The sequence below is a fragment of the Actinomadura terrae genome (genome assembly GCF_022751215.1).
Lineage (GTDB): Bacteria > Actinomycetota > Actinomycetes > Streptosporangiales > Streptosporangiaceae > Spirillospora > Spirillospora terrae.
The window spans coordinates 1,410,009-1,431,390 of the sequence record NZ_JAICDG010000002.1 but is presented as its reverse complement, the minus strand read 5'-3'; the positions used below and the strand labels follow the sequence as shown (position 1 = coordinate 1,431,390).

21 protein-coding genes are annotated in these 21,382 nt (G+C 72.4%); 8 read left to right on the top strand and 13 right to left on the bottom strand.

Features of this window, described 5'->3' with window-relative positions:
- Positions 1-6: 6 nt before the first annotated feature.
- The 5 genes from K2F47_RS16600 to K2F47_RS16580 form a co-directional block, all read right to left on the bottom strand.
- Positions 7-468, bottom strand: a complete 462-nt coding sequence (locus K2F47_RS16600; protein WP_242904043.1) for an STAS domain-containing protein — start codon at positions 466-468, stop codon at positions 7-9.
- 111 nt (positions 469-579) lie between these two features.
- Positions 580-2,637 (bottom strand): xanthine dehydrogenase family protein molybdopterin-binding subunit, encoded by a 2,058-nt coding sequence (locus tag K2F47_RS16595; protein ID WP_242904041.1) that lies wholly within the window; start codon positions 2,635-2,637, stop codon positions 580-582.
- Positions 2,634-3,608 (bottom strand): FAD binding domain-containing protein, encoded by a 975-nt coding sequence (locus tag K2F47_RS16590; RefSeq protein WP_242904039.1) that lies wholly within the window; start codon positions 3,606-3,608, stop codon positions 2,634-2,636. The genes K2F47_RS16595 and K2F47_RS16590 overlap by 4 nt, the downstream gene beginning before the upstream one ends.
- Entirely contained in the window at positions 3,605-4,117 is a 513-nt protein-coding gene (locus K2F47_RS16585; RefSeq protein ID WP_242904038.1) for a 2Fe-2S iron-sulfur cluster-binding protein, read from the bottom strand. Before K2F47_RS16585 ends, K2F47_RS16590 begins: the two co-directional genes overlap by 4 nt.
- A gap of 116 nt (positions 4,118-4,233) precedes the next feature.
- Positions 4,234-4,626, bottom strand: coding sequence for a phage holin family protein (locus K2F47_RS16580; RefSeq protein ID WP_242904036.1), 393 nt, complete (start codon positions 4,624-4,626; stop codon positions 4,234-4,236).
- Between the two features lie 150 nt (positions 4,627-4,776).
- On the opposite strand from K2F47_RS16580, the gene K2F47_RS16575 reads away from it, so the two are divergent.
- Entirely contained in the window at positions 4,777-6,948 is a 2,172-nt protein-coding gene (locus K2F47_RS16575; protein WP_242904034.1) for a terpene synthase family protein, read from the top strand.
- Here K2F47_RS16575 and ybiA read toward each other — a convergent pair.
- Positions 6,945-7,475 carry a riboflavin biosynthesis intermediates N-glycosidase gene (gene ybiA / locus K2F47_RS16570; RefSeq protein ID WP_308198419.1) on the bottom strand — a complete coding sequence of 177 codons (531 nt, stop codon included), beginning with the start codon at positions 7,473-7,475 and terminating at the stop codon, positions 6,945-6,947. The genes K2F47_RS16575 and ybiA overlap by 4 nt on opposite strands.
- Before the next feature lie 84 nt (positions 7,476-7,559).
- Positions 7,560-8,093 (bottom strand): hypothetical protein, encoded by a 534-nt coding sequence (locus K2F47_RS16565; protein ID WP_242904027.1) that lies wholly within the window; start codon positions 8,091-8,093, stop codon positions 7,560-7,562.
- Positions 8,094-8,310: 217 nt separating this feature from the next.
- Here K2F47_RS16565 and K2F47_RS16560 point away from each other — a divergent pair, with 217 nt between their 5' ends.
- Complete coding sequence (locus K2F47_RS16560) at positions 8,311-8,454, top strand: hypothetical protein (RefSeq protein ID WP_242904025.1); 144 nt, start codon at positions 8,311-8,313, stop codon at positions 8,452-8,454.
- Between the two features lie 291 nt (positions 8,455-8,745).
- On the opposite strand, the gene K2F47_RS16555 is transcribed toward K2F47_RS16560, so the two are convergent.
- Positions 8,746-9,657 (bottom strand): WD40 repeat domain-containing protein, encoded by a 912-nt coding sequence (locus K2F47_RS16555; protein ID WP_242904023.1) that lies wholly within the window; start codon positions 9,655-9,657, stop codon positions 8,746-8,748.
- Between the two features lie 93 nt (positions 9,658-9,750).
- Here K2F47_RS16555 and K2F47_RS16550 point away from each other — a divergent pair, with 93 nt between their 5' ends.
- A complete protein-coding gene (locus K2F47_RS16550) occupies positions 9,751-10,188 on the top strand; it encodes a hypothetical protein (protein WP_242904021.1) in 438 nt (145 codons plus the stop codon).
- Here the strand turns inward: K2F47_RS16550 and galT are convergent.
- Genes galT through K2F47_RS16530 form a run of 4 tightly spaced genes read right to left on the bottom strand, consistent with a single transcriptional unit; the run spans position 10,185 to position 14,777 of the window.
- Positions 10,185-11,243, bottom strand: a complete 1,059-nt coding sequence (gene galT, locus K2F47_RS16545) for a galactose-1-phosphate uridylyltransferase (protein ID WP_242904019.1) — start codon at positions 11,241-11,243, stop codon at positions 10,185-10,187. The two genes, K2F47_RS16550 and galT, sit on opposite strands and share 4 nt — an antisense overlap.
- 32 nt (positions 11,244-11,275) lie before the next feature.
- Entirely contained in the window at positions 11,276-11,890 is a 615-nt protein-coding gene (locus K2F47_RS16540) for a GTP-binding protein (protein ID WP_242904017.1), read from the bottom strand.
- Positions 11,871-12,248: a DUF742 domain-containing protein gene (locus tag K2F47_RS16535; protein ID WP_242904015.1), complete on the bottom strand. Its 378-nt coding sequence runs from the start codon at positions 12,246-12,248 to the stop codon at positions 11,871-11,873. The genes K2F47_RS16540 and K2F47_RS16535 overlap by 20 nt, the downstream gene beginning before the upstream one ends.
- Positions 12,249-12,254: 6 nt before the next feature.
- A complete protein-coding gene (locus tag K2F47_RS16530) occupies positions 12,255-14,777 on the bottom strand; it encodes a sensor histidine kinase (protein WP_242904013.1) in 2,523 nt (840 codons plus the stop codon).
- A gap of 202 nt (positions 14,778-14,979) precedes the next feature.
- Between K2F47_RS16530 and K2F47_RS16525 the strand changes: the two genes are divergently transcribed.
- From K2F47_RS16525 to K2F47_RS16510, 4 genes are all read left to right on the top strand, one after another.
- Positions 14,980-16,167 carry an ABC transporter substrate-binding protein gene (locus K2F47_RS16525; RefSeq protein ID WP_242905992.1) on the top strand — a complete coding sequence of 396 codons (1,188 nt, stop codon included), beginning with the start codon at positions 14,980-14,982 and terminating at the stop codon, positions 16,165-16,167.
- 111 nt (positions 16,168-16,278) lie between these two features.
- Entirely contained in the window at positions 16,279-18,030 is a 1,752-nt protein-coding gene (locus K2F47_RS16520; RefSeq protein WP_242904006.1) for a glycoside hydrolase family 3 protein, read from the top strand.
- Between the two features lie 316 nt (positions 18,031-18,346).
- The gene (locus K2F47_RS16515) at positions 18,347-19,207 is read left to right on the top strand and encodes a helix-turn-helix domain-containing protein (protein WP_242904004.1); all 861 of its coding nucleotides are present in this window, start codon (positions 18,347-18,349) and stop codon (positions 19,205-19,207) included.
- 307 nt (positions 19,208-19,514) lie between these two features.
- The gene (locus K2F47_RS16510) at positions 19,515-20,240 is read left to right on the top strand and encodes a class I SAM-dependent methyltransferase (RefSeq protein ID WP_242904002.1); all 726 of its coding nucleotides are present in this window, start codon (positions 19,515-19,517) and stop codon (positions 20,238-20,240) included.
- Here K2F47_RS16510 and K2F47_RS16505 read toward each other — a convergent pair.
- Positions 20,204-20,746, bottom strand: coding sequence for a hypothetical protein (locus tag K2F47_RS16505; RefSeq protein ID WP_242904000.1), 543 nt, complete (start codon positions 20,744-20,746; stop codon positions 20,204-20,206). The genes K2F47_RS16510 and K2F47_RS16505 overlap by 37 nt on opposite strands.
- A 151-nt stretch (positions 20,747-20,897) precedes the next feature.
- Between K2F47_RS16505 and K2F47_RS16500 the strand changes: the two genes are divergently transcribed.
- Complete coding sequence (locus K2F47_RS16500; protein WP_242903998.1) at positions 20,898-21,275, top strand: hypothetical protein; 378 nt, start codon at positions 20,898-20,900, stop codon at positions 21,273-21,275.
- Positions 21,276-21,382 lie beyond the last annotated feature (107 nt).

The following is a 21,382-nucleotide window of genomic DNA, read 5'->3' as shown; positions in this document are numbered from 1 at the left end:
CCGGGACTACGCCCGGGGGCGGGACTTGCAGTGGACGAGCAGCCCCGGCGCCCGGTCCCAGCCGATCAGGCGGACGAGCTTGTCGATGTGCGGCGAGACCGAGTGCAGCAGGAGCATGCGCCGCCCCGCGTCGAGCGCGTGGCCGGTCTTCGTGAAGACGCGGAGGCCGGCCACGTCCACGAAGTCGACATGGGCGAGGTCGAGGTGGAGGTCGCCGGGCACCCGCTCCACGGCCGCGCACAGGACGCCGTCCAGGTCGGCGGAGTTGGAGACGTCGATGTCGCCGGTGAGGCGGAGCCAGGGCGAGCCGGACGAGGAGACGATCCGTAGCAGCGCCGTGTCGTACTCGACGACGTCGTACCGGGGGGCGTCCTGCGGCGGACCCGGAGGTCCGGCCGGCCCGGTGCCCTCAGCCGAGGCGAACCTCCGCACCGGGCCGTCCTCGCCGGTGATCCGCCAGACCGTCATCCCGCTCCCCGCCCTCCGGCCGGGGCGCGCCCTGCCGTGGGCGGCCCGCTCATGCCAGGCTCTCACCTGTTCCCGCGTTCTGAACCGCCAGCGAACGGAAAATCAGAAACGTCACAGTCGCGGCAGAAGCCGGGGCGGCGTGATCGGCAGATCGCGGACGCGGACGCCCGTCGCGTGGTGCACGGCGTTGGCGACGGCCGCCGCCGCGCCGACGATGCCGATCTCCCCGATGCCCTTGGTGCCCATCGGGTTGAGGTGCGGGTCGGTCTCCTCGACCCAGTCCGCCTCGATGTCGCGGACGTCCGCGCAGGCCGGGACGTGGTACTGCGCGAGGTCGCGGTTGAGGAAGTCGCCGAACTCGGCGTCCATCACGCTCTCCTCGTGCAGCGCCATGCCGATGCCCATCGTCATGCCGCCGATGAACTGCGACCGGGCGGTCTTGGGGTTGACGATCCGTCCGGCGGCGAAGATGCCGAGCATGCGGCGGACGCGGACCTCGCCGGTGTCGGCGTCGACCTCCACGTCGGCGAACTGCGCGCCGAACGCGTGCCGCGCGTAGCGGTCGCGTCCCTTGAGCTCGCCGGTGGTGTCGGCGGAGGCCTCCACGCCGCCGGGCGGGACGGACCCGTTCAGCTTCTCGCGCAGCCCCTCGCAGGCGCGGACGACCGCCGTCCCCCAGCTGGCGGTGCCCGCGGAGCCGCCCGCGACGGGCGCCTTCGGGAACCGGCTGTCGCCGACCTCGACCCGGACCCGGCCGAGATCGACCTTGAGCGCCTCGGCGGCGATCAGCGTCAGCGCCGTGCGGGCGCCGGTGCCGATGTCGGCGGCGGCGACGCGGATCGTGAACGTCCCGTCGGGCTCGGCGCGGGCCGTCGCCCCGGAGGGCCGCATGTAGGCTGGGTAGGTGGACGCGGCGACGCCCGTCCCGAGCAGCTTGCGGCCCATCCGCCGGACGCCGGGCCGGGGGTCGCGCGCCGCCCAGCCGAAGCGGGCCGCGCCCTCGCGCAGGCACGCGACGAGGTTGCGGGAGCTGAACGGCAGGCCGCTCTCGGGCTCGTGGCCGGTGTCGTTGCGGACGCGCAGCTCGACCGGGTCGATCCCGGCGGCGACGGCCAGCTCGTCCATCGCCGACTCCAGCGCGAACATGCCGGGCGTCTCGCCGGGCGCGCGCATCCACGACGGCGTGGGGACGTTCAGCTTGACCAGCCGGTGCGACGTCCGCCGGTGCGGCGCCTTGTACATCATGCGGGTCACCACGGCGGTCTGCTCGCCGAACTCCTGGATGACCGACGTCTGCTCGACCACCTCGTGGGCGATCGCTTCGAGGTGCCCGTCCTCGTCGGCGCCGAGCCTGATCCGCTGAATGGTCGGCGTCCGGTAGCCGGTCGTCGCGAACATCTGCTGCCGGGGCACGGCGAACTTGACCGGACGCCCGGCCGCCCGCGCGCCGAGCACCGCGACGAGCACGTTCGGCCGGGGCGCGCCCTTGGACCCGAACCCGCCGCCGACATGCGGCGACACGACCCGCACCTGCGCGGGCTCCAGCCCGAGCGCCTTCGCGATCGTGCGCTGGACGCTCGACGCGCCCTGCGTGGAGTCGTAGAGCGTCAGCGTCCCGTCGTCGTGCCACTGGGCGAGGGTGGCGTGCGGCTCCATCGGGTTGTTGTGCTCCGCCGGGGTCGAGTACGTCGCGTCCACCCGGACGGCCGAGTTCGCGAACGCCTCGTCGGGCTCGCCCTGGACCGTGTCGCTGGGAAAGGCCGGATTGACCTTGTCGGGCTTGTAGAGGCCGGGGTGGTCGGCGCGCAGCGTCACGTCCGGGGGTTCGGAGGCGTACTCGACGCGGACGAGCCGCGCCGCCTCGCGCGCCGTGTCCAGCGTCTCGGCGACGACGGCGGCGACGAACTGGCCGCGGTAGGAGACCGTCCGGGACTGGAACAGCGCCAGCTCGGCGTCGCCGGTGTCCTGGAGCTCCGGCGCGTTCTCGTGCGACAGGACGGCCAGCACGCCGGGCAGCCGCAGCGCCTCCTCGGTGCCCACCGACGTGATCTCGCCCCGCCCGACGGTCGCCTGCACGGCCGCCGCGTAGGCGACGCCCTCGACCGGGTACTCGACCGCGTAGCGCGCCTCCCCGGTGACCTTCTCGCGGCTCTCCAGCCGGTCGGTCATGTCCCCTCCCCCAGGTCGGCGAGCGTCCGGACGATCAGGTTCCGCGCCAACGTCACCTTGTAGGCGTTGTCGCGCAGCGGCTCGGCCGCCTCCAGCTCCGCCTCCGCCGCGCGCAGGAAGAACTCCTCCGTGACCGGGTTCCCGCGCAGCGCCTCCTCGGCGCGCCTGGCCCGCCACGGCTTGTGCGCCACGCCGCCCAGCGCGAGGCGGACGTCGCGGACCACACCGCCGTCCACCCGCAGCGCCGCCGCGACCGACACGAGCGCGAACGCGAACGAGGCGCGCTCCCTGACCTTGCGGTAGCGGGACGGCATGCCGAGCGGCGGCACCTCCACCGCCGTGACCAGGTCGCCCGGCTCCAGGGTGGTGTCGCGCTGCGGCTCGTCGCCGGGGAGCCGGTAGAAGTCCTCGATCGGGACGGTCCGCTCACCCGCGTGCCCTCGAATGTGGATCGAGGCGTCCAGCGCCGCGAGGGCCACCGCCATGTCGGACGGATGCGTCGCCACGCACGCCTCGGAGTGCCCGAGGATCGCGAGGTTGTGGTGCTCGCCCTCCTTCGCGGGACACCCGCTTCCCGGGTTCCGCTTGTTGCAGGGCTTGGCGGCATCCTGGAAATAGGAGCAGCGCGTGCGCTGGAGCAGGTTGCCGCCCACGGTCGCGACATTGCGGATCTGTCCCGACGCGCCCGCCAGCACGGCCTGCGCGAGGACGGGATGCCCCTCGCGGACGGTCCGGTCGGCGGCGAGGTCGCTGTTGCTCACGGCGGCGCCGATGAGGAGGCCGCCGTCCGGGTCGAGCTGGACCTGGTCGTAGGGGAGGTGCCTGACGTCCACCAAGCGGGTGGGCACCTCCACCCCGAGCCGCATCAGGTCCACGAGGTTGGTGCCGCCGCCGAGGTAGGCGGTGCCCTCCGTATGCCGCTGGAGGGCGTCTTCCGCGCTGGTGGCGCGCTCGTATGCGAACGGCCTCATGCCTGCGCCGCCTCCCTGCGCGCCGCCGCCTCCCGCACCGCCGCGACGATCCCCATGTAGGCGCCGCACCGGCACAGGTTCCCGCTCATCCGCTCACGGATCTCGTCGTCGTCCAAGACGGGGTCGGCGCCGAGGTCGCCGGTCGCCGCGCTGGGCCAGCCGCGCTCCGCCTCGTCCAGCACGCCGGTCGCGGAGCAGAGCTGACCGGGCGTGCAGTACCCGCACTGGAACCCGTCGTGCTCGATGAACGCCTCCTGGACCGGGCTGAGTCGGCCGTCCTCCGCGAGGCCCTCGACCGTGACGATCTCCGCGCCGTCATGGGCGACCGCCAGCGCGAGGCAGCCGTTCACGCGCCGCCCGTCCAGCAGGATCGTGCACGCGCCGCACTGGCCGTGGTCGCAGCCCTTCTTCGAACCGGTCAGCCCGAGATCCTCGCGCAGCACGTCCAGCAGCGACGCGCGGGTGTCCACGTCGAGCCGGTGCTCGGCCCCGTTCACGCGCAGGGTCATCCGGGCTCTTACCGGGGTGGCTTCACTGTCCATGCCGGGGCACCTACCCCAGATCGCGGAACTGAAGTCAGGAACGTCCGGGAAGGATCAGTTCCGCCCGGGACGACCGCGCCGGGTCACTCCTCGTCGTCGGGGTCCTCCCGGTCGGTGAGGATCTCGGCGACCTGCCGCACCGTGTCCGACGGCAGCGGCACCGGAAGCCCCCGCCACTTGCGGGACGCCGCCATGGCCGCCGCGCCCGCCCCGCCCCCGTACGCCAGCGCCGTGACGAACGACGCCAGCTCCGGCGGCAGCTTCCGCTCCAGCAACTGCACGTTCATCCGGTATGTGGCGGCGGTGGCCATCACCCCGAGCGCTCCCGCGAGCGCGCCCAGCCGCAGTGCGGGCAGCCGCTTTTTGGCCTTCTCCAGCATCTCCGCCTGCGCGGCCTCGACCACGCGCCCCACGAGCGCGAGGTTCTGCGCCACCGGATCGTCCTCGGGCCTCGCCACCTCGCGTGACTTGCTCATGACCGGGGCTTACCCGTCAGAAGACGATGAAATCAAGACACAAAGCTGTCACCATCGGCAACTTAGCGGGTGCTGTAAGTTGCGAAACCGGGCTCCCGAGACGCGGAGCCGACCTCCCCCCGGCGTGCGAGAGAGAGGCTGGCCCGGTCCATGCAACCGTTCGAGCTGCCCGACTTCTACGTCCCCCACCCCGCGCGGCTGAACGCGGGCCTCGAAGGCGCGCGGGTGCACAGCCGGGCGTGGGCCCGCGAAATGGGCATGCTGGACGAGACCCGCGACCCCGGCACCCCCGACATCTGGACCGAGGCCGCGCTCGACGCGATGGACTACGCGCTGCTGTGCGCCTACACCCACCCCGACTGCGACGCGCCCACGCTCGACCTCATCACCGACTGGTACGTCTGGGTCTTCTACTTCGACGACCACTTCCTGGAGGTCTTCAAGCACCCGCGCGACCAGCAGGGCGCCCGGGAGTACCTCGACCGGCTGCCGCTCTTCATGGCGGACGCGCCGCCCCCCGAGCCGACCAACGCCGTCGAGCGCGGCCTGCGCGACCTGTGGGCGCGCACGGTCCCGTTCCGCTCGGACGCGTGGCGGCGCCGGTTCGCCGAGAGCACCGCGAACCTCCTCCGCGAATCGCTGTGGGAGCTGGCCAACATCAGCGGCGACCGCATCCCCAACCCGGTCGAGTACGTGCAGATGCGCCGCAAGGTCGGCGGCGCGCCCTGGTCGGCCGACCTGGTCGAGGTCGCGATCGACGCCGAGATCCCCGAGCGCCTCGTCGGCACCCGCGCGCTGCGCGTCCTGAAGGACACCTTCGCCGACGGCGTCCACCTGCGCAACGACATCTTCTCCTACCAGCGCGAGACCGAGACCGAAGGCGAGATCAACAACAGCGTCCTGGTCGTCGAGCACTTCCTGGACGTCGCGCCGCAGGCCGCCGCCGACACCGTCAACGACCTGCTGACCTCACGCCTCCGCCAGTTCGAGAACACCGTGTTCACCGAACTGCCGCCGCTCCAGGAGGAGCACGCCCTGGACCCGGCCGAGCGCGCGGCCGTCGCCGCCTACGTGAAAGGCCTCCAGGACTGGCAGTCCGGCGGCCAGGAGTGGCACATGCGCTCCAGCCGCTACATGAACAAGGCCGCGCCGATCGGGATGTCGGCGACGCGCCTACCGGGGCTGCTCAAGTCGGCGCGGTTCAGCGTCCCGCACGTCCCGTACCAGAAGGTCGGCCGCACGCCGCTGCCCGAGTTCGACATGCCCTACGTCGCGCGCGTGAACCCGCACCGGGAACGCGCCCGGAAGAACGTCATCACCTGGTGCGGCGAGGTGGGCATGTACGACCCGCTGCCCCGTTACCCCGCCCCGCTGTGGACGGCGGAGTCCCTCGCCGGGTTCGACTTCGCCGTCTGCGCCGCGTCGCTGGACCCCGACGCCACCCCCGAGGCCCTCGACCTCGCCACCCAGTGGCTCGCCTGGGGGACCTGGGGCGACGACTACTTCCCCGCCGTGTTCAACCGCGACCGCGACATGGCCGGCGCGAAACGCTTCAGCGCCCGCATCCCCGCCTTCATGCCGCTGGACTGCGGGCCCACGCCCGTCCCGGAGAACCCGTTCGAGACGGGCCTCGCCGACCTGTGGCACCGCACCGCCGCCCCCATGCCCGAACGCGGCCGCCGCGAGTTCCGCGCCGCCGTCGAGCACATGGTGGAGAGCTGGCTGTGGGAGCTGAACAACCACCTCCAGTCGCGCGTCCCCGACCCCGTCGACTACCTGGAGATGCGCCGCCACACCTTCGGCTCCGAGCTCACGATGGCCCTCTCCCGCATCGAGCACGCCGCCGAGATCCCCGAGCACGTGTTCCGCACCCGCACGCTGAGCGAGATCGACGCGTCCGCCATGGACTACGCCTGCCTGCTCAACGACGTCTTCTCCTACCAGAAGGAGATGGAGTACGAGGGCGAGCTGAACAACGGCGTCCTCGCCGTCCAGCACTTCCTCGGCATCGGCCGCGACGAGGCCCTCGGCGTCGTCAACGACCTGATGACGTCCCGCCGCCACCAGTTCGAGCACCTCGCGACCGTCGAGCTGCCGATCCTCGCCGACGAACTCGGCCTCGACGAGGTCGCCCGCACCGGCCTGGAAGCCTACGTCGCCGAACTGCGCGACTGGATGGCGGGCATCCTCAAGTGGCACCGCGAGACCCACCGCTACGACGAACGCCCGGCGGGCCCCCTCCCCGTCAAGCCCGGCCTGCTCAAGCCCGGCCTACGCAAGCCCACGGGCCTCGGCACCTCGGCGTTCCACCTGACCCGCTAGCCCAGCGAGTCGCGGACGATCATCAGCGCCTCACCGAGCAGGTTCAGCCCCCGCCACTCCTCCACACGCTCGGCCCGCTCGTCGTCCTCGGCGAGCCCGATGCCCCAGATCCGGTCGAGCGGGCTCGCCTCCACCAGCACGCGCGTGCCCGTCCCGACCAGGTAGGCGCGGTGCTCGGGGTGCTGCGCGAACTTGGCCAGGTTCCCGTCCACGACCACCCCGAGCCGCCGCGCCACCCAGGTCTCCTCGTCGAACCCCTGGACCCGCCGCCCGAGTTCCTTCGCCTTGGCCGGGTGCTTGGCCTTCACGATCGCCTCGGCGGCCCGCTCGTCCCCGAACATGCGCGCCTTCGCGGCCATCATGTAGTGCTCGGCGGTGGCGTAGGTCGTCCCGTCCACAGTGAAGGGAATCCGCGCCCACTGGCTGAGGCACCCGGTGCGCCCCATCTCACGCCAGAAGAACACGAACTTCAGCCGCTCCTCCCGGGCCCGCAACGCGTCCACGGACCACCCCGACCCACTCTCCACGACCCGCTCCCCTGCACCGGCGATGATCCAACCCACGCAGGACGATAGGCCGGATCCACTCCGCCGGGCGATCGAATAAGACCGTCAGGCAGCGACCAGCTTCACCAGGACCTCGCGCCTGCCGGACGGAGCGTCGCGCAGCACCTGCCGCGCGCGCAGCAGCGCGTCCACATCGGCCGCCGCCCCGGCGACCTCGGCAGCCACCGAGTCGACCCTCCCCAGCCCCGCGTCGGCCAGCCAGCGCGACACCTGCGCCCACGAGTACAGCTTGACGCGGCTTCCGCGATGAACGACCGGGTCGGGAAAGGCCCCGGGCCCGCGCTCACCGGTCGTCCAGTGCCCGACCGCCGGTGCCGACCGGCCGGTCTTCTCGGCGATGTCGTCGACGGTGACCAGGTCCTCCATGACACCGGTCACCGCCAGGCCGCTCCGCTCGCTGTCGTCGATGGCCGACAGGATCGCCTCGGTCGCGTTGCGCGCCTCCCGCGAGAACGCGACGGTGCCGCCATGCTCGTCCCCGGAGAGCTGCGCGTCACCGCAACGCGAGTACAACCGCTCCGCGGCCTCCTCAAGGTCGCCGACCGCCCCGACCTCAAGCTCGAACCAGTAGATCATCATCGGCCCTCCGTTCGGGTCGTGTCGTCTTCGTCACTTCTGACGTGTCAGGGGACTGTGATCGGAATGGTGGGGAAGGTGGGCGTTGTTACTGATGGCAGCGCCCAGGTCTAGACCATGTTGCTAAACCTGGTGGGTCATCGGGGAAGATTTCCTTTTCGGTCGGCCCGGATGCCTGGAATCCGCGGCCGCCTGTAGTCATGGGAGGACAGCAGCAGCGATGGACAACCCTCTGGCGAACCCTCGTCGCACGAAGCTCGACGCCTGGCCGTCGCGGCGGCCGGTGGACACCGACGGCGATCAGGCGGGACGTCCCGCCGACGCGGAGTCCGCGGTGTCCGACGACGAACTCGCCGTGCGCTGATCAGTTCATTCCGGGGCCCGTCCGCACACGCGGACGGGCCCTGTCGCGTTTCACGGGGTCCAGCGCGTGGACCAGCGCCAGAGGTGGTCGACGTGGCGGCGGGTGAGGCCGCGCGCGGGGTCCACGCGGACGAGGCGCAGCGCCCGCCGTGGGACGGGACGATGCGCACGGTCAGGCGGCCCACCGTGTGCTCCTCGTGGTGGACGCGCGGGGCGTCCGGGTTGAGGACGCCGTCGATGTCCAGGTACAGGACGGGCCGGGCACGGCGGGAACCTGGGCGAGGCACGTTCCCTAGGGGCATAGGGGGATGGTGTAGAGGCCCGTGTCGGTGGCGGCGGCGAGGGTGCCGTCGGCGGCCAGGGCCAGGTCGTTGACGGGGGTCGGGAGCGGGACGCGGCGGACGGAGTTCGCGGCGTCCCAGGTCAGGAGGGTGCCGTCGGGGGTGTCGGCGACCGCGAGGAGGCGGCCGGAGACCGAGGCGGCGGCGAGCTGGTCGCACGGGTGGGGGGCCGGGAGCGTCGTGGCCGGGCCGCCGCCGACCGGGCGGACGACCAGGCCCGTGGCGGTCGGCTGGATCAGGACGGGGCCGTTGCGGGCGCGGGCGAACACCGCGCGGGCGCCGAGGGAGGGCAGGGTCGCGACCTGTTCGCCGCGTTCCACGTCCAAGACCGTGACACGGCAGGCGTCGTCGCAGGTCAGACCGATCAGGGGGCCCGTCGCGGGGAGCAGGCGGCGGTCCAGGGCCGAGCCGTGGCCGAGCCACAGGCCGAACTCGGTGAGGCGGTCGCCGGTGGCGGCGTCCCACACGAGGACCTCCGCGTCGTGCGCGGGGCCGAAGACGGCGACGACGGCGCCGCGGCCGTGGTGGGTGGCGAGGCCGACGAGTTCGGGTTGGGCGGCGAGCCCCGGTTCGAGGGTGAGGTAGGTGCCGGCGCGGACGTCGTGGACGTGGATGCGGTCGCGGCGGGTCCAGGCGACGAGGGGCGAGCCGTCCGGGAGGCCGAACGCCCATTCGGCACGGTCGTCGGGGAAGTCGGGGACGGGCGGGCCGAGCGGGGTGCCGGACGCGAGGTCCCACGCCTGGCCGAGGTTCGCCCCCGTCCCGCTCTGGGAGGTGAAGGCGAGGGGGGCGCCGGCGGACGTCGCCGCGACACCGTCGAACATTCCGGGCGCCGGCGGGCCGGCCGGCACGCTTGCGGGCATGCGACGGAGATTAGGGCAACAAGTTCCGGCGTTCCACTGGCTGTGGGGGAAAAGCACTGGCGTGTCGGGGTGAGGCCACATCACCATGACCGGATGGACATTGCCGTACAGCGGATCCGCGTCACCTGGACGAAGCGGTCCCGCGGCGGGGGCGCCGCCGCTAGGCGCAACGCGGTTCCGGCGGCGTTCCCGCTGCCCGACGAGGCGCAGCCGTTCGTCCACCGGGTCACGATGAGCGAGGCGGAGGATTTCCTGCCGCGCCATGCGGTGGAGCGGGTCCTTCCGGAGGACGTGGCGCTGGAGGAGCGGGACGGGCGGCTGCTGGTCTCGCTTCGCGACGGGCGGGCGCGGGACGTCCCGCTGGGGCGCGGGCAGACGTTGCGGTGGCGGATCAACAAGCGGGTCACCCCGTGCTGCGGCCCTCCGTACTACCTCGCGGTCACGCTCAACGTCGTGTACGGGCGCGCGGCGGGCGAGACGTTCCTGCACAGGCCCGTCCGGGTGCTGGACGAGCGGCACCGCATGCTCTAGCGGAGGCGGGCGGCGACGTCCTCCGGCGGGACGTCGTTGATCCAGGCGGCCATGCCCGACTCCGAGCCCGCGAGGTACTTGAGCTTGTCGGCGGCGCGGCGGACGGAGAACAGCTCCAGGTGGAGGCGGAGGAGGTCGCGGCCCTCGCCGACCGGGGCCTGGTGCCAGCCCGCGACGTAAGGGAGCGGCGCGTCGTAGAGGGCGTCGCAGCGCTGGAGGAGGTCGCGGTAGAGGACGGCCAGCTCGTCGCGTTCGGCGGCGGTGAGCGCGACCAGGTCGGGGACGTGGCGGTGCGGCATCAGGTGCACCTCGACGGGCCAGCGGGCGGCGGCGGGGACGAACGCCGTCCAGTGGTCGCCGGTGGTGACGACGCGGGCGCCCGCCCGTTCCGCCGCGAGGACGTCCGCGAACAGCTCGCCGCCGGACGCGCGGTGCCGCGCGGCCATCGCCAGCATGCGGGCGGTGCGCGGGGTGACGAACGGGTAGCCGTAGATCTGGCCGTGCGGGTGGTGCAGGGTGACGCCGATCTCGACGCCCCGGTTCTCGAACACGTACACCTGCTCGACGCCGGGCAGCGCCGACAGCTCGGCGGTGCGGTCGGCCCAGGCGTCGATGACCGTCCGGACGCGGGAGACCGGCAGCCGCGCCATCGACGCGGCGTGGTCGTCGGTGAACGACACGACCTCGCAGCGTCCCGCGCCCTTCGCGCGCTGGAACACGTCGGCGCCGTCGACCACCGGCGGGACGCCCGGGGTGCGGGCGTCGAAGGACGGGAAGCGGTTCTCGAACACGGCGACGTCGTAGGAGGCGTCCGGGATCTCCGAGGCGGGGCCGCCCGGGCAGAGCGGGCATTCGCCGGGGGGCGGGAGGAACGTCCGGGCGTTGCGGTGCGCGGTGATCGTCACATGGTCGCCGGTGAGCGGGTCGCGGCGGACCTCGCACAGCGGCTCGACGGGCGGCAGCGCGCGCGGGTCGGGCGCGGGCGTCCGGCCGGGCGCCTCGTCGTAGTAGAGGAGCTCGCGACCGTCCGACAACCGTGTGCGCGTGACCTTCACGTCACCTCATCCGTCGTGGAACGCGGCCCAGCCTAGAGGGCGGGCACGCCCTCGTTCTCCGTCCGGTGGACGGCGAGGAGGTGCCGCACCAGCGTCGTCAGGACCTCCTTGCCGGACGTCCGCTCCCGCACGTCGCACAGCACCACGGGGATCTCCTCGCTCAGGTCGAGCGCCTCGCGGATCTCGTCGGGCGTGTAGTCGTAGCCGTCGTCGAAGCGGTTCACGGCGACGACGAACGGCAGGCCGCGGCTCTCGAAGTAGTCGACGGCCGGGAAGCAGTCGGGCAGCCGGCGGGTGTCGGCGAGCACGACGGCGCCGAGCGCGCCGAAGGACAGCTCGTCCCACATGAACCAGAACCGGTCCTGGCCGGGCGTGCCGAACAGGTAGAGGACGAGGCCGTCCCGGATCGTGATGCGGCCGAAGTCCATCGCGACCGTGGTGGTGGTCTTCTGCTCGACCCCGGCGGTGTCGTCGACGCCGACGCCCTGGTCGGTGAGCAGCTCCTCGGTCTGGAGCGGGCGGATCTCGCTGACGGCGCCGACGAGCGTCGTCTTGCCGACCCCGAACCCGCCGGCGATGAGGATCTTCACCGCGACCGGCGCGGCCGAGGCCGGGGTCGGTGCGGGGTCAGAGGGCTTGGAGGCCATGGAGCACTTCCCTGAGCAGGCGTTCCTTGGAGAGCGTGCTCTCCGGCTGGGGACGGGTGACGGCGATGAGCCGGTGGTGCAGCAGGTCGCCCAGCAGCACGCGGACGACGACCAGGGGCAGCCGCATCCGGCCGGCGATCTCGGCGACCGGCTGCGGCTGGAGGCACATCTCCAGGATGTCCAGGTGCTCGGGGCCGAGGCCCGGCGAGCCCGTCCGGGGTCTGGCCTCGGTCGACACGATCGTGATCATGTCGAAGGTCTCGCCGGTGGCCGGCCGGGCGCGCCCGCGCGTGAGCGCGTACGACCGGACGATCGGCCCGGCCTCCTCATCGATCCACTCGCTGCCAGGACCGCTCATCGCCCGTCACGAATCCTCGTTGTCGAGGGTCTCGGCGCGGCCGCGCCGGGTGCCCTGCTGGATCGACGACATCATCGCCCGCAGCTGCTCGGGCGAGCGGCCGGGGCGCGGCTCCGGGGCGGGCGGGGTCGCGGCGGCCTCCTCTCGGAGCTGCGAGGCGAGGTTCTCCTGCTTGACGCGCTTGGGCAGCGGCGGACGGTCCGCCGCGCCCGCGCCGGGGGGACGCCGCCGCACCTCGCGCGGGGAGCGCGGCAGCCGCTGCGGCGTGGAACGGGACCGCTCCAGCTCCGCCTCGTAGGACGGGTCGCGGCGCTCGCCCCACGCGGTTCCGGCCTGCCGCGGCTGCGGGAGCGGGCCCTGCGCGGGCTCCTCGAACACCGGACGCGGGCCCGTCGTCTCCGAGCCCGGGGCTTCCTCCGGGGCGGGGGCGGGGGTGGCGGCGTGGCGTCCGGCCGGGAGTTGCAGCACCGACCCGCTCGGCGTCGGCGGCCGGGCGCCGACGACGCCCGCCGGGACGAGCGCGTCCTGCGCGCGGCGGGTGGTGAGGGCCGGGGCGTCGGCGTCGTCCAGGTTCTCGCCGTCGCCGCGCACGACGAGTTCCTCCGGCAGCAGGACGATCGCGGTCATCCCGCCGTAGGGCGACGTGCGCAGCGTGACCTTGATGCCGTGCCGGCGGGCGAGGCGTCCGACGACGAACAGGCCGAGCTGCGCGCTGTCGGACAGGTCGAACTCGGCGGCGGTGGCGAGCCGCTCGTTGGCGGCGGCGAGGCTCGGCTCGTCCATGCTGAGGCCGCGGTCCTCGACCTCCAGCGTGAAGCCGTGCGAGACGGCCTGCCCCTGCACCTGGACGGTGGTGTGCGGCGGCGAGAACGCGGTGGCGTTCTCGACCAGCTCGGCGAGCAGGTGGATGACGTCGGCGACGGCCGGTCCGACGATCGCGGCGCGGGTCATCGGCGCGACGTTGACGCGGGTGTAGTCCTCGACCTCGGACGCGGCGGCGCGCGCCACGTCCACGATCGCGACCGGGTTGCGCCAGCCGCGCCCCGGCGGCTGCCCGGACAGGATGATCAGGCCCTCGGCGTGCCTGCGCATGCGGGTCGCGAGGTGGTCGACGCGGAAGAGGTCCTCCAGGTCGTCGGGGGCCTCGATCCGCCGCTCCATCGCGTCCAGCAGCTTGAGCTGGCGGTGCAGCAGCGTCTGGCTGCGCCGGGCGAGGTTGACGAAGACCTCGCTGACGTTGCGGCGCAGCGCCGCCTCCTCGACCGCGCTCTGGATCGCGGTGCGGCGGGCGGCGTTGAACGCCTCGCCGACCTGGTGGATCTCGCGGGCGCCGAAGGCCAGCGGCGGCGCCTCGGCGGCCACGTCCACCTCCTCGCCGCGGCGCAGCCGGCGGATCACGCCGGGCAGCCGCGCGTCGGCGAGGTCGATCGCCTCGCGGCGCAGCCGGGCCAGCTCGCGGATCACCGAGCGCGCCACCCACACGGCGATGACCAGGGACGCGACGACCGCGACGAGCCCGAGCGCGCCGGCCAGCACGACCCGCCAGATGATGCCGTCGGAGATCGGCTTGGCGCGCCGCTCGGCGCTCGCGGCGACCGACAGCTCCAGGCCGCGCAGCCGGGTCAGGTTGGAGTCGGCGGTGGTCTTCCACAGGGCGCCGGGCGCGCCGCCCGGGCGCACGAGCCGCGGCGACCCGACGAACCGGTCCTCCAGGAGGCGGAGCCGCGTGTACTCGGGCATCCCGACGACGCGCTGGTAGTACGCCTGGTCGGAGGGGCGCAGCTCCGCCGCCGCGAACCCGTAGAGGGCGCGCTGCGTCCCGACGAGCTTGACGAACTGGGCGTGCTCGGCGGGGGTCATCCGCCCCGCGGCGAGCGCGCCCGCGAGCAGCGCGTCCTCCTGCGCGAGCGTCTCGCGGGCGCGGGTCAGCGACGCCTGGTTGCGGGCGTCCTTGGCGACCTCGGAGTTGTCGAGCGTGGCGAGCGAGCCCTGGAGCGAGCCGACGTCGGCGAGCAGGGCGCTGTAGTCGGCGAACGCGCGGGCCCGGCCGGTGGCGCCGGAGTCGATCGAGCGGCGGCCGGCGGCCAGCGCGTCCAGCCCGCCGAGGATCTTGTCGGCGAGCCGGCTGGCCTGCGGCGGCGCCGCGTCCCGCGCGCCCCGGTCGCCGACCAGCGAGCGGAACAGCTCGGCCTGCCGGTCGGTGACGAGCCGCCCCGACTCCATCGCGGCGCGGTCGCCCTCGGCGCGGCCGCCGAGGTAGACCATCGACAGCCGGCGCTCGTTCTGGAGCGCGCTGCCGAGCGCGCCGGACGGGTAGCCGTAGTGGTCCTGGACGGACTCGACGTGCCGGAGGTTGAGGCCCTCCCCGAGCGCGATGCTGGCGGCGAACGCCCACAGCACGCCGAGCGACACCACCGACACGGTGACCATCAGGACGACCTTGAAGCGGATCGAGCGAAAACGGGCTGCCTTCGGACCGGCCCGCCGCTGCTCGGCGGAGGAGTCCACGGTGCGGCCTGGTTGTGGCACTGGGGCTGAACTTTCGGTCGGCGGCAGGGGACGGTGCGGCGGTGTGCGGGGCGGCGCACAGCGGGCGGTCGCGCGACACGGCGGGCGGGTGCGCGGAACGCAGGAGAGCCTAGGACGGCACGCCGCCGTGTGTCGACAGTTTCCAGCTCATCACATTATGTGTGCGGGAATGCCCGAAATACCCCTACGATCCTTCGACGTGATGGGACGAACACCGCACCGCAGGACGCTCACGCTCGCCGCCGTACTGTCGGCCGCCGCCGCACTGGCCAGTGGTTGCGGCGGCGGGGAGGGCAAGGTCACCGCCGTCCCGGAGGTCCCGATGCAGCAGGACGTGGGCGCCGGGGAGGGCCGCCTCGACCTCGTCGTGTGGGCGGGCTACGCCGAGAACGGGTCGAACGACCGGAGCGTCAACTGGGTCGCGCCGTTCACCCGGGCCACCGGCTGCCACGTCGCGGCGAAGGTCGCCGACACCTCCGACTCGATGGTCGCGCTGATGCGGACCGGACGCTACGACGGCGTCTCGGCGTCCGGCGACGCGAGCCTGCGGCTGATCTACGGCGGCACGGTCGCGCCCGTCAACACGGGCCTGGTCAGCGGGTACGACGACATCGCCCCGTACCTGAAGCAGCAGCCGTACAACTCGGTGAAGGGGCGGATGTACGGCGTCCCGCACGGCTACGGCGCGAACATGCTGATGTACCGGACGGACAAGCTCCAGCAGCGTCCGACGTCCTGGGACGTGGTGTGGAAGCCGGACTCCCCCGCCGCCGGGCACGTCGTCGCCTACGACTCCCCCATCTACATCGCGGACGCGGCGCTCTACCTCAAGGCGCACCGCCCCGACCTGAAGATCCGCGACGTCTACGCGCTGGACGGCAAGCAGTTCGACGCGGCGGTCGAGCTGCTCCGGCAGCAGCGTCCCAACGTCAACCAGTACTGGGCGAACTACCTCGACGAACTCCAGTCGTTCAAGAGCGCCGACAACTACGCGGGGACGGCGTGGCAGGTCACCGCGAACCTCGCCGCGACCGAGAAGGCGCCGGTGGCGACGACGCTGCCGTCCGAGGGCGCGACGGGGTGGTCCGACACGTGGATGATCTCGTCCAAGGCGCAGCATCCCAACTGCATGTACAAGTGGATGAGCTGGATGGCGACGCCGCGCGTCCAGGCGCAGGTCGCGCAGTGGTTCGGCGAGGCGCCCGCGAACCCGAAGGCGTGCGCGTACACCGCGCGCGGGTTCTGCGCGACCTACCACGTCGGCGACCCGGGCTTCTACCGCCGCCTCGCGTTCTGGCGGACGCCGACGAAGGACTGCGGCGACGACCGCGGGTCCAAGTGCGTGGAGTACTCGCGCTGGGCCGAGGCGTGGACGCAGATCAAGGGCTGACCGGCCGTTTCGGTGAACGCGCGTTCACCTGATCTTGGCAGGTTTCTCCATTGCCCTCAGGGGGTCGAATCGCCTGGTCTAGACCGGTAGACAACCCCATTTGGAGGCGGGATGACTATCGGACGGCGGGCCGCGGTGTCCACGATCACGACGGCGGCGCTCGGCCTCGCGCTGACGCCCACTGCTTTCACCCAGGCGGCCCTCGCGCAGGCGGCCCCGAAGCGGCGCCGCCACGACCCCGAGGCCGTCCTCGCGCGGATGACCGACGCGGAGAAGATCGGCCAGATGGTCATGGCGGTGACCCATGACGGTCCGGACGGCATGCCCAACGACGAGACGCGCCGCTCGTTGCAGGAGCTGATGATCGGCTCGGTGATCACGTCCGAGCCGCGCACGCCGGGCCTCGCCGCCCGCTACTCCAACCGCGTGCAGCGCTGGGCGCAGGACACACGGCTCGGCCTGCCGCTGCTGATGTCGGGCGACTTCGAGTTCGGGACGACGCACAACGTCCGCGAGGGCACGACCCCGTTGCCCAACGCGATGGGCCTCGGGGCGGCCCGCGACGTCCGATACGCGCGGGAGGCGGCGGCCATCACCGCCGCCGAGGCGCAGGCGATGGGCTTCCACTGGAACTACGCGCCGGACTCCGACGTCAACACCAACCCGGCGAACCCGATCATCGGCGTCCGCTCGTTCGGGGAGCGGACCGAGCTCGTCCGGGAACTGGTCGAGGCGCAGGTGCGCGCCTACCGCCGCGCCGGGCTGATCTCCACGCCGAAGCACTTCCCCGGGCACGGCGACACCAAGACCGACAGCCACCTCGGCCTGCCCGCCGTGGAGTACGACCGCGCGACGCTCGACCGCGTCCACCTCCCCCCGTTCCGCGCCGCGATCGCCGCCGGGGTCGAGTCGATCATGACCGCGCACGTCGTCGTGAAGACCATCGACCCGGACCTGCCCGCGACGCTCTCCGCCAAGGTCCTCACGGGCCTGCTGCGCGGCGAGATGGGCTTCAAGGGCCTGATCGTCACCGACGCGATGGACATGGACGCGATCGCCAAGAACTGGGGCGTCCGCGAGGCGACGGTCATGGCGGTCAACGCGGGCGCCGACATCATCATGTCGACCGGTGAGTTCTCCACCCACGTGGACGCGGTCGGCGCGCTGCTCGACGCCCTGCGCGCGGGCAAGCTCTCCCGGGCCCGCGTGGACGAATCCGTCCTCCGCATCCTGGCTCTGAAGAGCGACTACGACGTGTTCGACCACCGCTACGTCAACCCGCGCACGGCCGAACGCGTCTGCGGGAACACCGGTTTCCACCGCCGCGCCCTAGCGATGGGCGTCGCGGGGACGACCCTCGTCCGCAACGAGGGCGGCGTGCTGCCGTTCGACGCCAAGTCGGGCGACCGGACGTTCGTCGCGGGCGCCGCGCAGATCGAACCGTTCGCGAAGGAGGTGACCGCCGCGTCCGCGGGGCCGGTGACGAGCTGGCAGTCGGCGACGACCAACCCGTCCGACGCCGAGATCGCCGAGGCCGTCCGCCGCGCCGGGGACGCCGACCGCGTCCTCGTCGCGACCTACTCCGCCGGCGAACTCCCCGCCGGACAGGCCGAACTCGTCCGCGCGCTCCAGGCGACCGGCAAGCCCGTCGCCGCGATCGCCATCGGCCTGCCCTACGACCTCACGTCCTACCCGCAGGTCAAGGCCTACGTCGCGACCTACGGCACGACCGCCCGCATCCTGCGCGTCGACCAGACCATGCACGCGGCCGCCGCCAAGGTCGTCTTCGGCGCCCAGCCCGGCGGTCGCCTCCCCGTCACCATCGCGAACCTCTACCCCTACGGCCACGGCCTCCGCTACTAGGGCCAGCGGAAGTCCGCGCCGCGAGACGGCACATGGTGCGGCAGGTAGCACTTCGTCGTCACATGCTCGTCGCGGCAGTCGAGACACAGGTACGTGCGGTGCCCGCGCAGCCCCCGGCCACGTCCGGAGCAGGGCGGGCACACGCACGGCGACCATCCGACGATGACCCGTCCGGCCTCCAACCGATGCCCTCGCGGACACAGCGACGGCACGTGTTCGCGGGTGCCCCCCGCCCCTCTCACCAGCACGACAAACCACCCTACTCGAACACACGATCGAGCCCGCCGGTCGGGCGGCGTCGCCGATACTGGGGATCATGGATCGTGCGCAGCAGCTCAGCGAGTTCCTCAAGACCCGGCGCGCCCGCCTGCGTCCCGACGAGGCCGGTGCGGGCGTCTTCGGGGGCCGGCGGCGGGTGCCCGGCCTGCGCCGGGAGGAACTCGCGCTGCTGGCCGGGGTGAGCGTGGACTACTACACCCGCCTGGAGCAGGGCCGCGCCCGGAACGTGTCCGCCGAGTTCCTGGACGCCGTCGCCGGTGCGCTCGGCCTCGACGCCGACGAACGCGCCCACCTGCACAACCTGGCCAGGCCCGGCAGCGCCCGCGACCGCCCCGACCGCCCGCAGCGGGTCGGCCCGGAGATGCGGCAGGCCCTGGACGCCCTCACCACCGTCCCGGCCTACATCATCGGACGCCGCCTGGACGTCCTGGCCTGGAACGAACCGGCCCGCCTCCTGGTCGCCGACTTCCCCGCCCTGCCCGCCACCGACCGGAACATGGCCCGGCTGGTCTTCCTCGACGCCGCGTCCCGCGCCCTCTACCCCGACTGGGAGAGCAAGGCCCGCGACACCGTCGCCAACCTCCGCTTCGACGCCGGACGCCACCCCGACGACCCTCGACTGGCCACCCTGATCGGCGAGTTGTCCCTGCACAGCGCCGACTTCCGCCGCCTGTGGGCCGACCACGGCGTGCACGGCAAGACCCGCGGCCGCAAACGCTTCGCCCACCCGCGACTCGGCGAACTCGCCCTCGACTACGTCGCCATGCGCGCCCCCGACGACCCCGACATGACCATGATGATCTACAGCGCCCCCACCGGCTCCGACGCCGCGACCTCCCTCCGCCTACTGACCGCCCTCCCCGCCCCGCCCTCTGACCTGGGCATGACGATCATCTGACGCGGCGCTGCCGCCGGCGCACGTGCCGCCGGACGGCGTGGATCGTCGGAGGGCCGCCGTCGACGCCCAGGCCGGACACGATCAGTAATTCCTCTCTGAAGTACAAGAAGGGCACGGTCGAGACCGCCCTGCGCGTGGTCGGCAAGCCCGGACTCAGGTGAGGCGGGCCGGGCCGCAGAGCTGACCGGGCCGCTGTACACATCGTCGCGATCAACGAATGGCCATAGGCTTTTCAACAGGCCGCAGGTCGTTCTGATCAGGGGGCTCGGTCATCTCCGCCTTCTTCCTGGCGGGGCATAATGGCGGTGTGAATCGGCTGCTTGATGACGGCGCGCTGGCGGGTTCTTCGGTTGTGGCGAACTGCGCGATGAACCGCGAACGGTCACTCAGCGGCTCCAACGGATATGGCCGTGAACTCGGCATCGACATCATGGCCGAGTTGGGCTCCCGCACCGGGGCGTCGACGCCCGTACGGTGGTTGGATCTGTGCTGCGGGAGCGGACGGGCGCTGGTCGAGGCGGCCATGCTGCTGGGTGAGCGCGGCATGGCCGAACAGGTTGAGATCATCGGGCTTGATCTCGTGGACTACTTCGTCGGAGGGCCGCTCCCGTCGTCGTTGCGACTGATCAGCGGCTCGGTGACCGGGTGGGAGCCCGATGGTCGCTTCGATCTGATCACTTGCGTTCACGGGTTGCACTACGTGGGCGACAAGCTCGGCGCCCTGAGCCGCGCCGCGTCATGGCTCAGCGGCGATGGGCTCTTCCTCGCCAACTTCGACGTTCGCTCGATCCGCCGCGCGAACGGCGCACCCGCTGGACGCCGGTTGACCGCCCAGTTGCGCGCGCAGGGGTTCACCTATGATTCCGCCCGCCGTCGAATCTCCTACCACGGACACAGGCAGGTGCAATTCCCCTACCGTTACCTCGGAGCCGACGATCATGCCGGGCCGAACTACACCGGCCAGCCTGCCGTCGACTCGTTTTATGAGTCACTCCGTCAAGCCGTAAGTGGTGGCCTGCCTGAGGCTGAGTGACCATCAGGTGCGCTCATATTGGTTTGTTTCAGGCAGGCTTGGTGGACTAGGGCCTTCAATTCTTTCCTTGGGCGGCCCCACCCGCCGGTCCACTCGTCATGGAGCGCGTGGACGGAGGCGAGGGGCGGTTCCAGGTAGGCGCCGTCAACGTCGGAGCCGAGCACCAGTACTTCGACCTCGGTGAGCAGGCGGCCGGTGTCGATCTTGGCGGCCAGGTAGAGGGCGGCGAGGTCGTCGTAGACGACTTGGACGGCGGCTTTGAGGTCGTCCGGTATGGGGGCCTGCACGTCGTCGAGGGCGGCGGGGAGGAGGTCGTAGACCTCGCGGGTGTCGGAGCCGTCCAGGCCGGCCAGCATGCGGAGGGCCTCGCCGTCCAGGCCGTCGGCGATCCAGTGGGCCGCCCAGAGCGGCGCCGTCCCCCCGTCCAGGACACCGGTCTTGAGCCAGGCCGCGACGAGGCGTGGCGGGGGTATCGCTCCGCCGGGAGCGTAGTGGGGAATCCTCACTCTCCCATCATGGCGCTTTTGTCCACCCTGTTGCGTCAGGGCGCAAATGGGTGGACGTCCCGAAGGCCCTGAAACGAAGGTGGAGGCGTTCATGTCGGGGGCCCTCGATCGGGGGCAGAAAGGGAGAATCATGAATAGGTCACACCTTTTGGTGTCCGTGCTCAGCGCGGCCGCTCTGGCCACCGGCGCCGCGCCTGCGGCCTCGGCGGCCGTTCAGTTCGACGCTCACGGGCAGGCCGCCCGCTCCGACGCTCGCGGGCCGGTCGTCCACTTCCGCTGCACCGGGGGGCAGCTGCGTCTCTACCGCCAGAGCGGCTACCGGCCGCCGACCTGCGACACCGACGCTCCCGCCAATCGCGGCATCTGCTTCACCGTCGGCCCGGGGCAGGCGGGCTTCGCCTCCGTCAACAACCGGAGCGACAAGGACCTCACGGTCTTTCCGCGAATCAACTGCTCGGGCCAGGGCATCTCGGTCAATCGCAAGAGCTCCAACGAAGACGTCATCATCTATTCCTTCGCGCGCCGCTGATCGTCGGCGAATCATCGGCGCATGAAGGCGCGCCCTACGCGGTTCACGATTGACCGCGTAGGGCGCGTTGGGCGGAAACGCCAGGCGCGATGCGGAAAGGGACGAGC

Coding starts and splice junctions, on each gene's coding strand:
- K2F47_RS16600 (WP_242904043.1), bottom strand. CDS start 468: ATGACGGTCTGGCGGATCACCGGCGAGGACGGCCCGGTGCGGAGGTTC.
- K2F47_RS16595 (WP_242904041.1), bottom strand. CDS start 2,637: ATGACCGACCGGCTGGAGAGCCGCGAGAAGGTCACCGGGGAGGCGCGC.
- K2F47_RS16590 (WP_242904039.1), bottom strand. CDS start 3,608: ATGAGGCCGTTCGCATACGAGCGCGCCACCAGCGCGGAAGACGCCCTC.
- K2F47_RS16585 (WP_242904038.1), bottom strand. CDS start 4,117: ATGACCCTGCGCGTGAACGGGGCCGAGCACCGGCTCGACGTGGACACC.
- K2F47_RS16580 (WP_242904036.1), bottom strand. CDS start 4,626: ATGAGCAAGTCACGCGAGGTGGCGAGGCCCGAGGACGATCCGGTGGCG.
- K2F47_RS16575 (WP_242904034.1), top strand. CDS start 4,777: ATGCAACCGTTCGAGCTGCCCGACTTCTACGTCCCCCACCCCGCGCGG.
- K2F47_RS16565 (WP_242904027.1), bottom strand. CDS start 8,093: ATGATGATCTACTGGTTCGAGCTTGAGGTCGGGGCGGTCGGCGACCTT.
- K2F47_RS16560 (WP_242904025.1), top strand. CDS start 8,311: ATGGACAACCCTCTGGCGAACCCTCGTCGCACGAAGCTCGACGCCTGG.
- K2F47_RS16555 (WP_242904023.1), bottom strand. CDS start 9,657: ATGCCCGCAAGCGTGCCGGCCGGCCCGCCGGCGCCCGGAATGTTCGAC.
- K2F47_RS16550 (WP_242904021.1), top strand. CDS start 9,751: ATGGACATTGCCGTACAGCGGATCCGCGTCACCTGGACGAAGCGGTCC.
- K2F47_RS16540 (WP_242904017.1), bottom strand. CDS start 11,890: ATGGCCTCCAAGCCCTCTGACCCCGCACCGACCCCGGCCTCGGCCGCG.
- K2F47_RS16535 (WP_242904015.1), bottom strand. CDS start 12,248: ATGAGCGGTCCTGGCAGCGAGTGGATCGATGAGGAGGCCGGGCCGATC.
- K2F47_RS16525 (WP_242905992.1), top strand. CDS start 14,980: ATGGGACGAACACCGCACCGCAGGACGCTCACGCTCGCCGCCGTACTG.
- K2F47_RS16520 (WP_242904006.1), top strand. CDS start 16,279: ATGACTATCGGACGGCGGGCCGCGGTGTCCACGATCACGACGGCGGCG.
- K2F47_RS16515 (WP_242904004.1), top strand. CDS start 18,347: ATGGATCGTGCGCAGCAGCTCAGCGAGTTCCTCAAGACCCGGCGCGCC.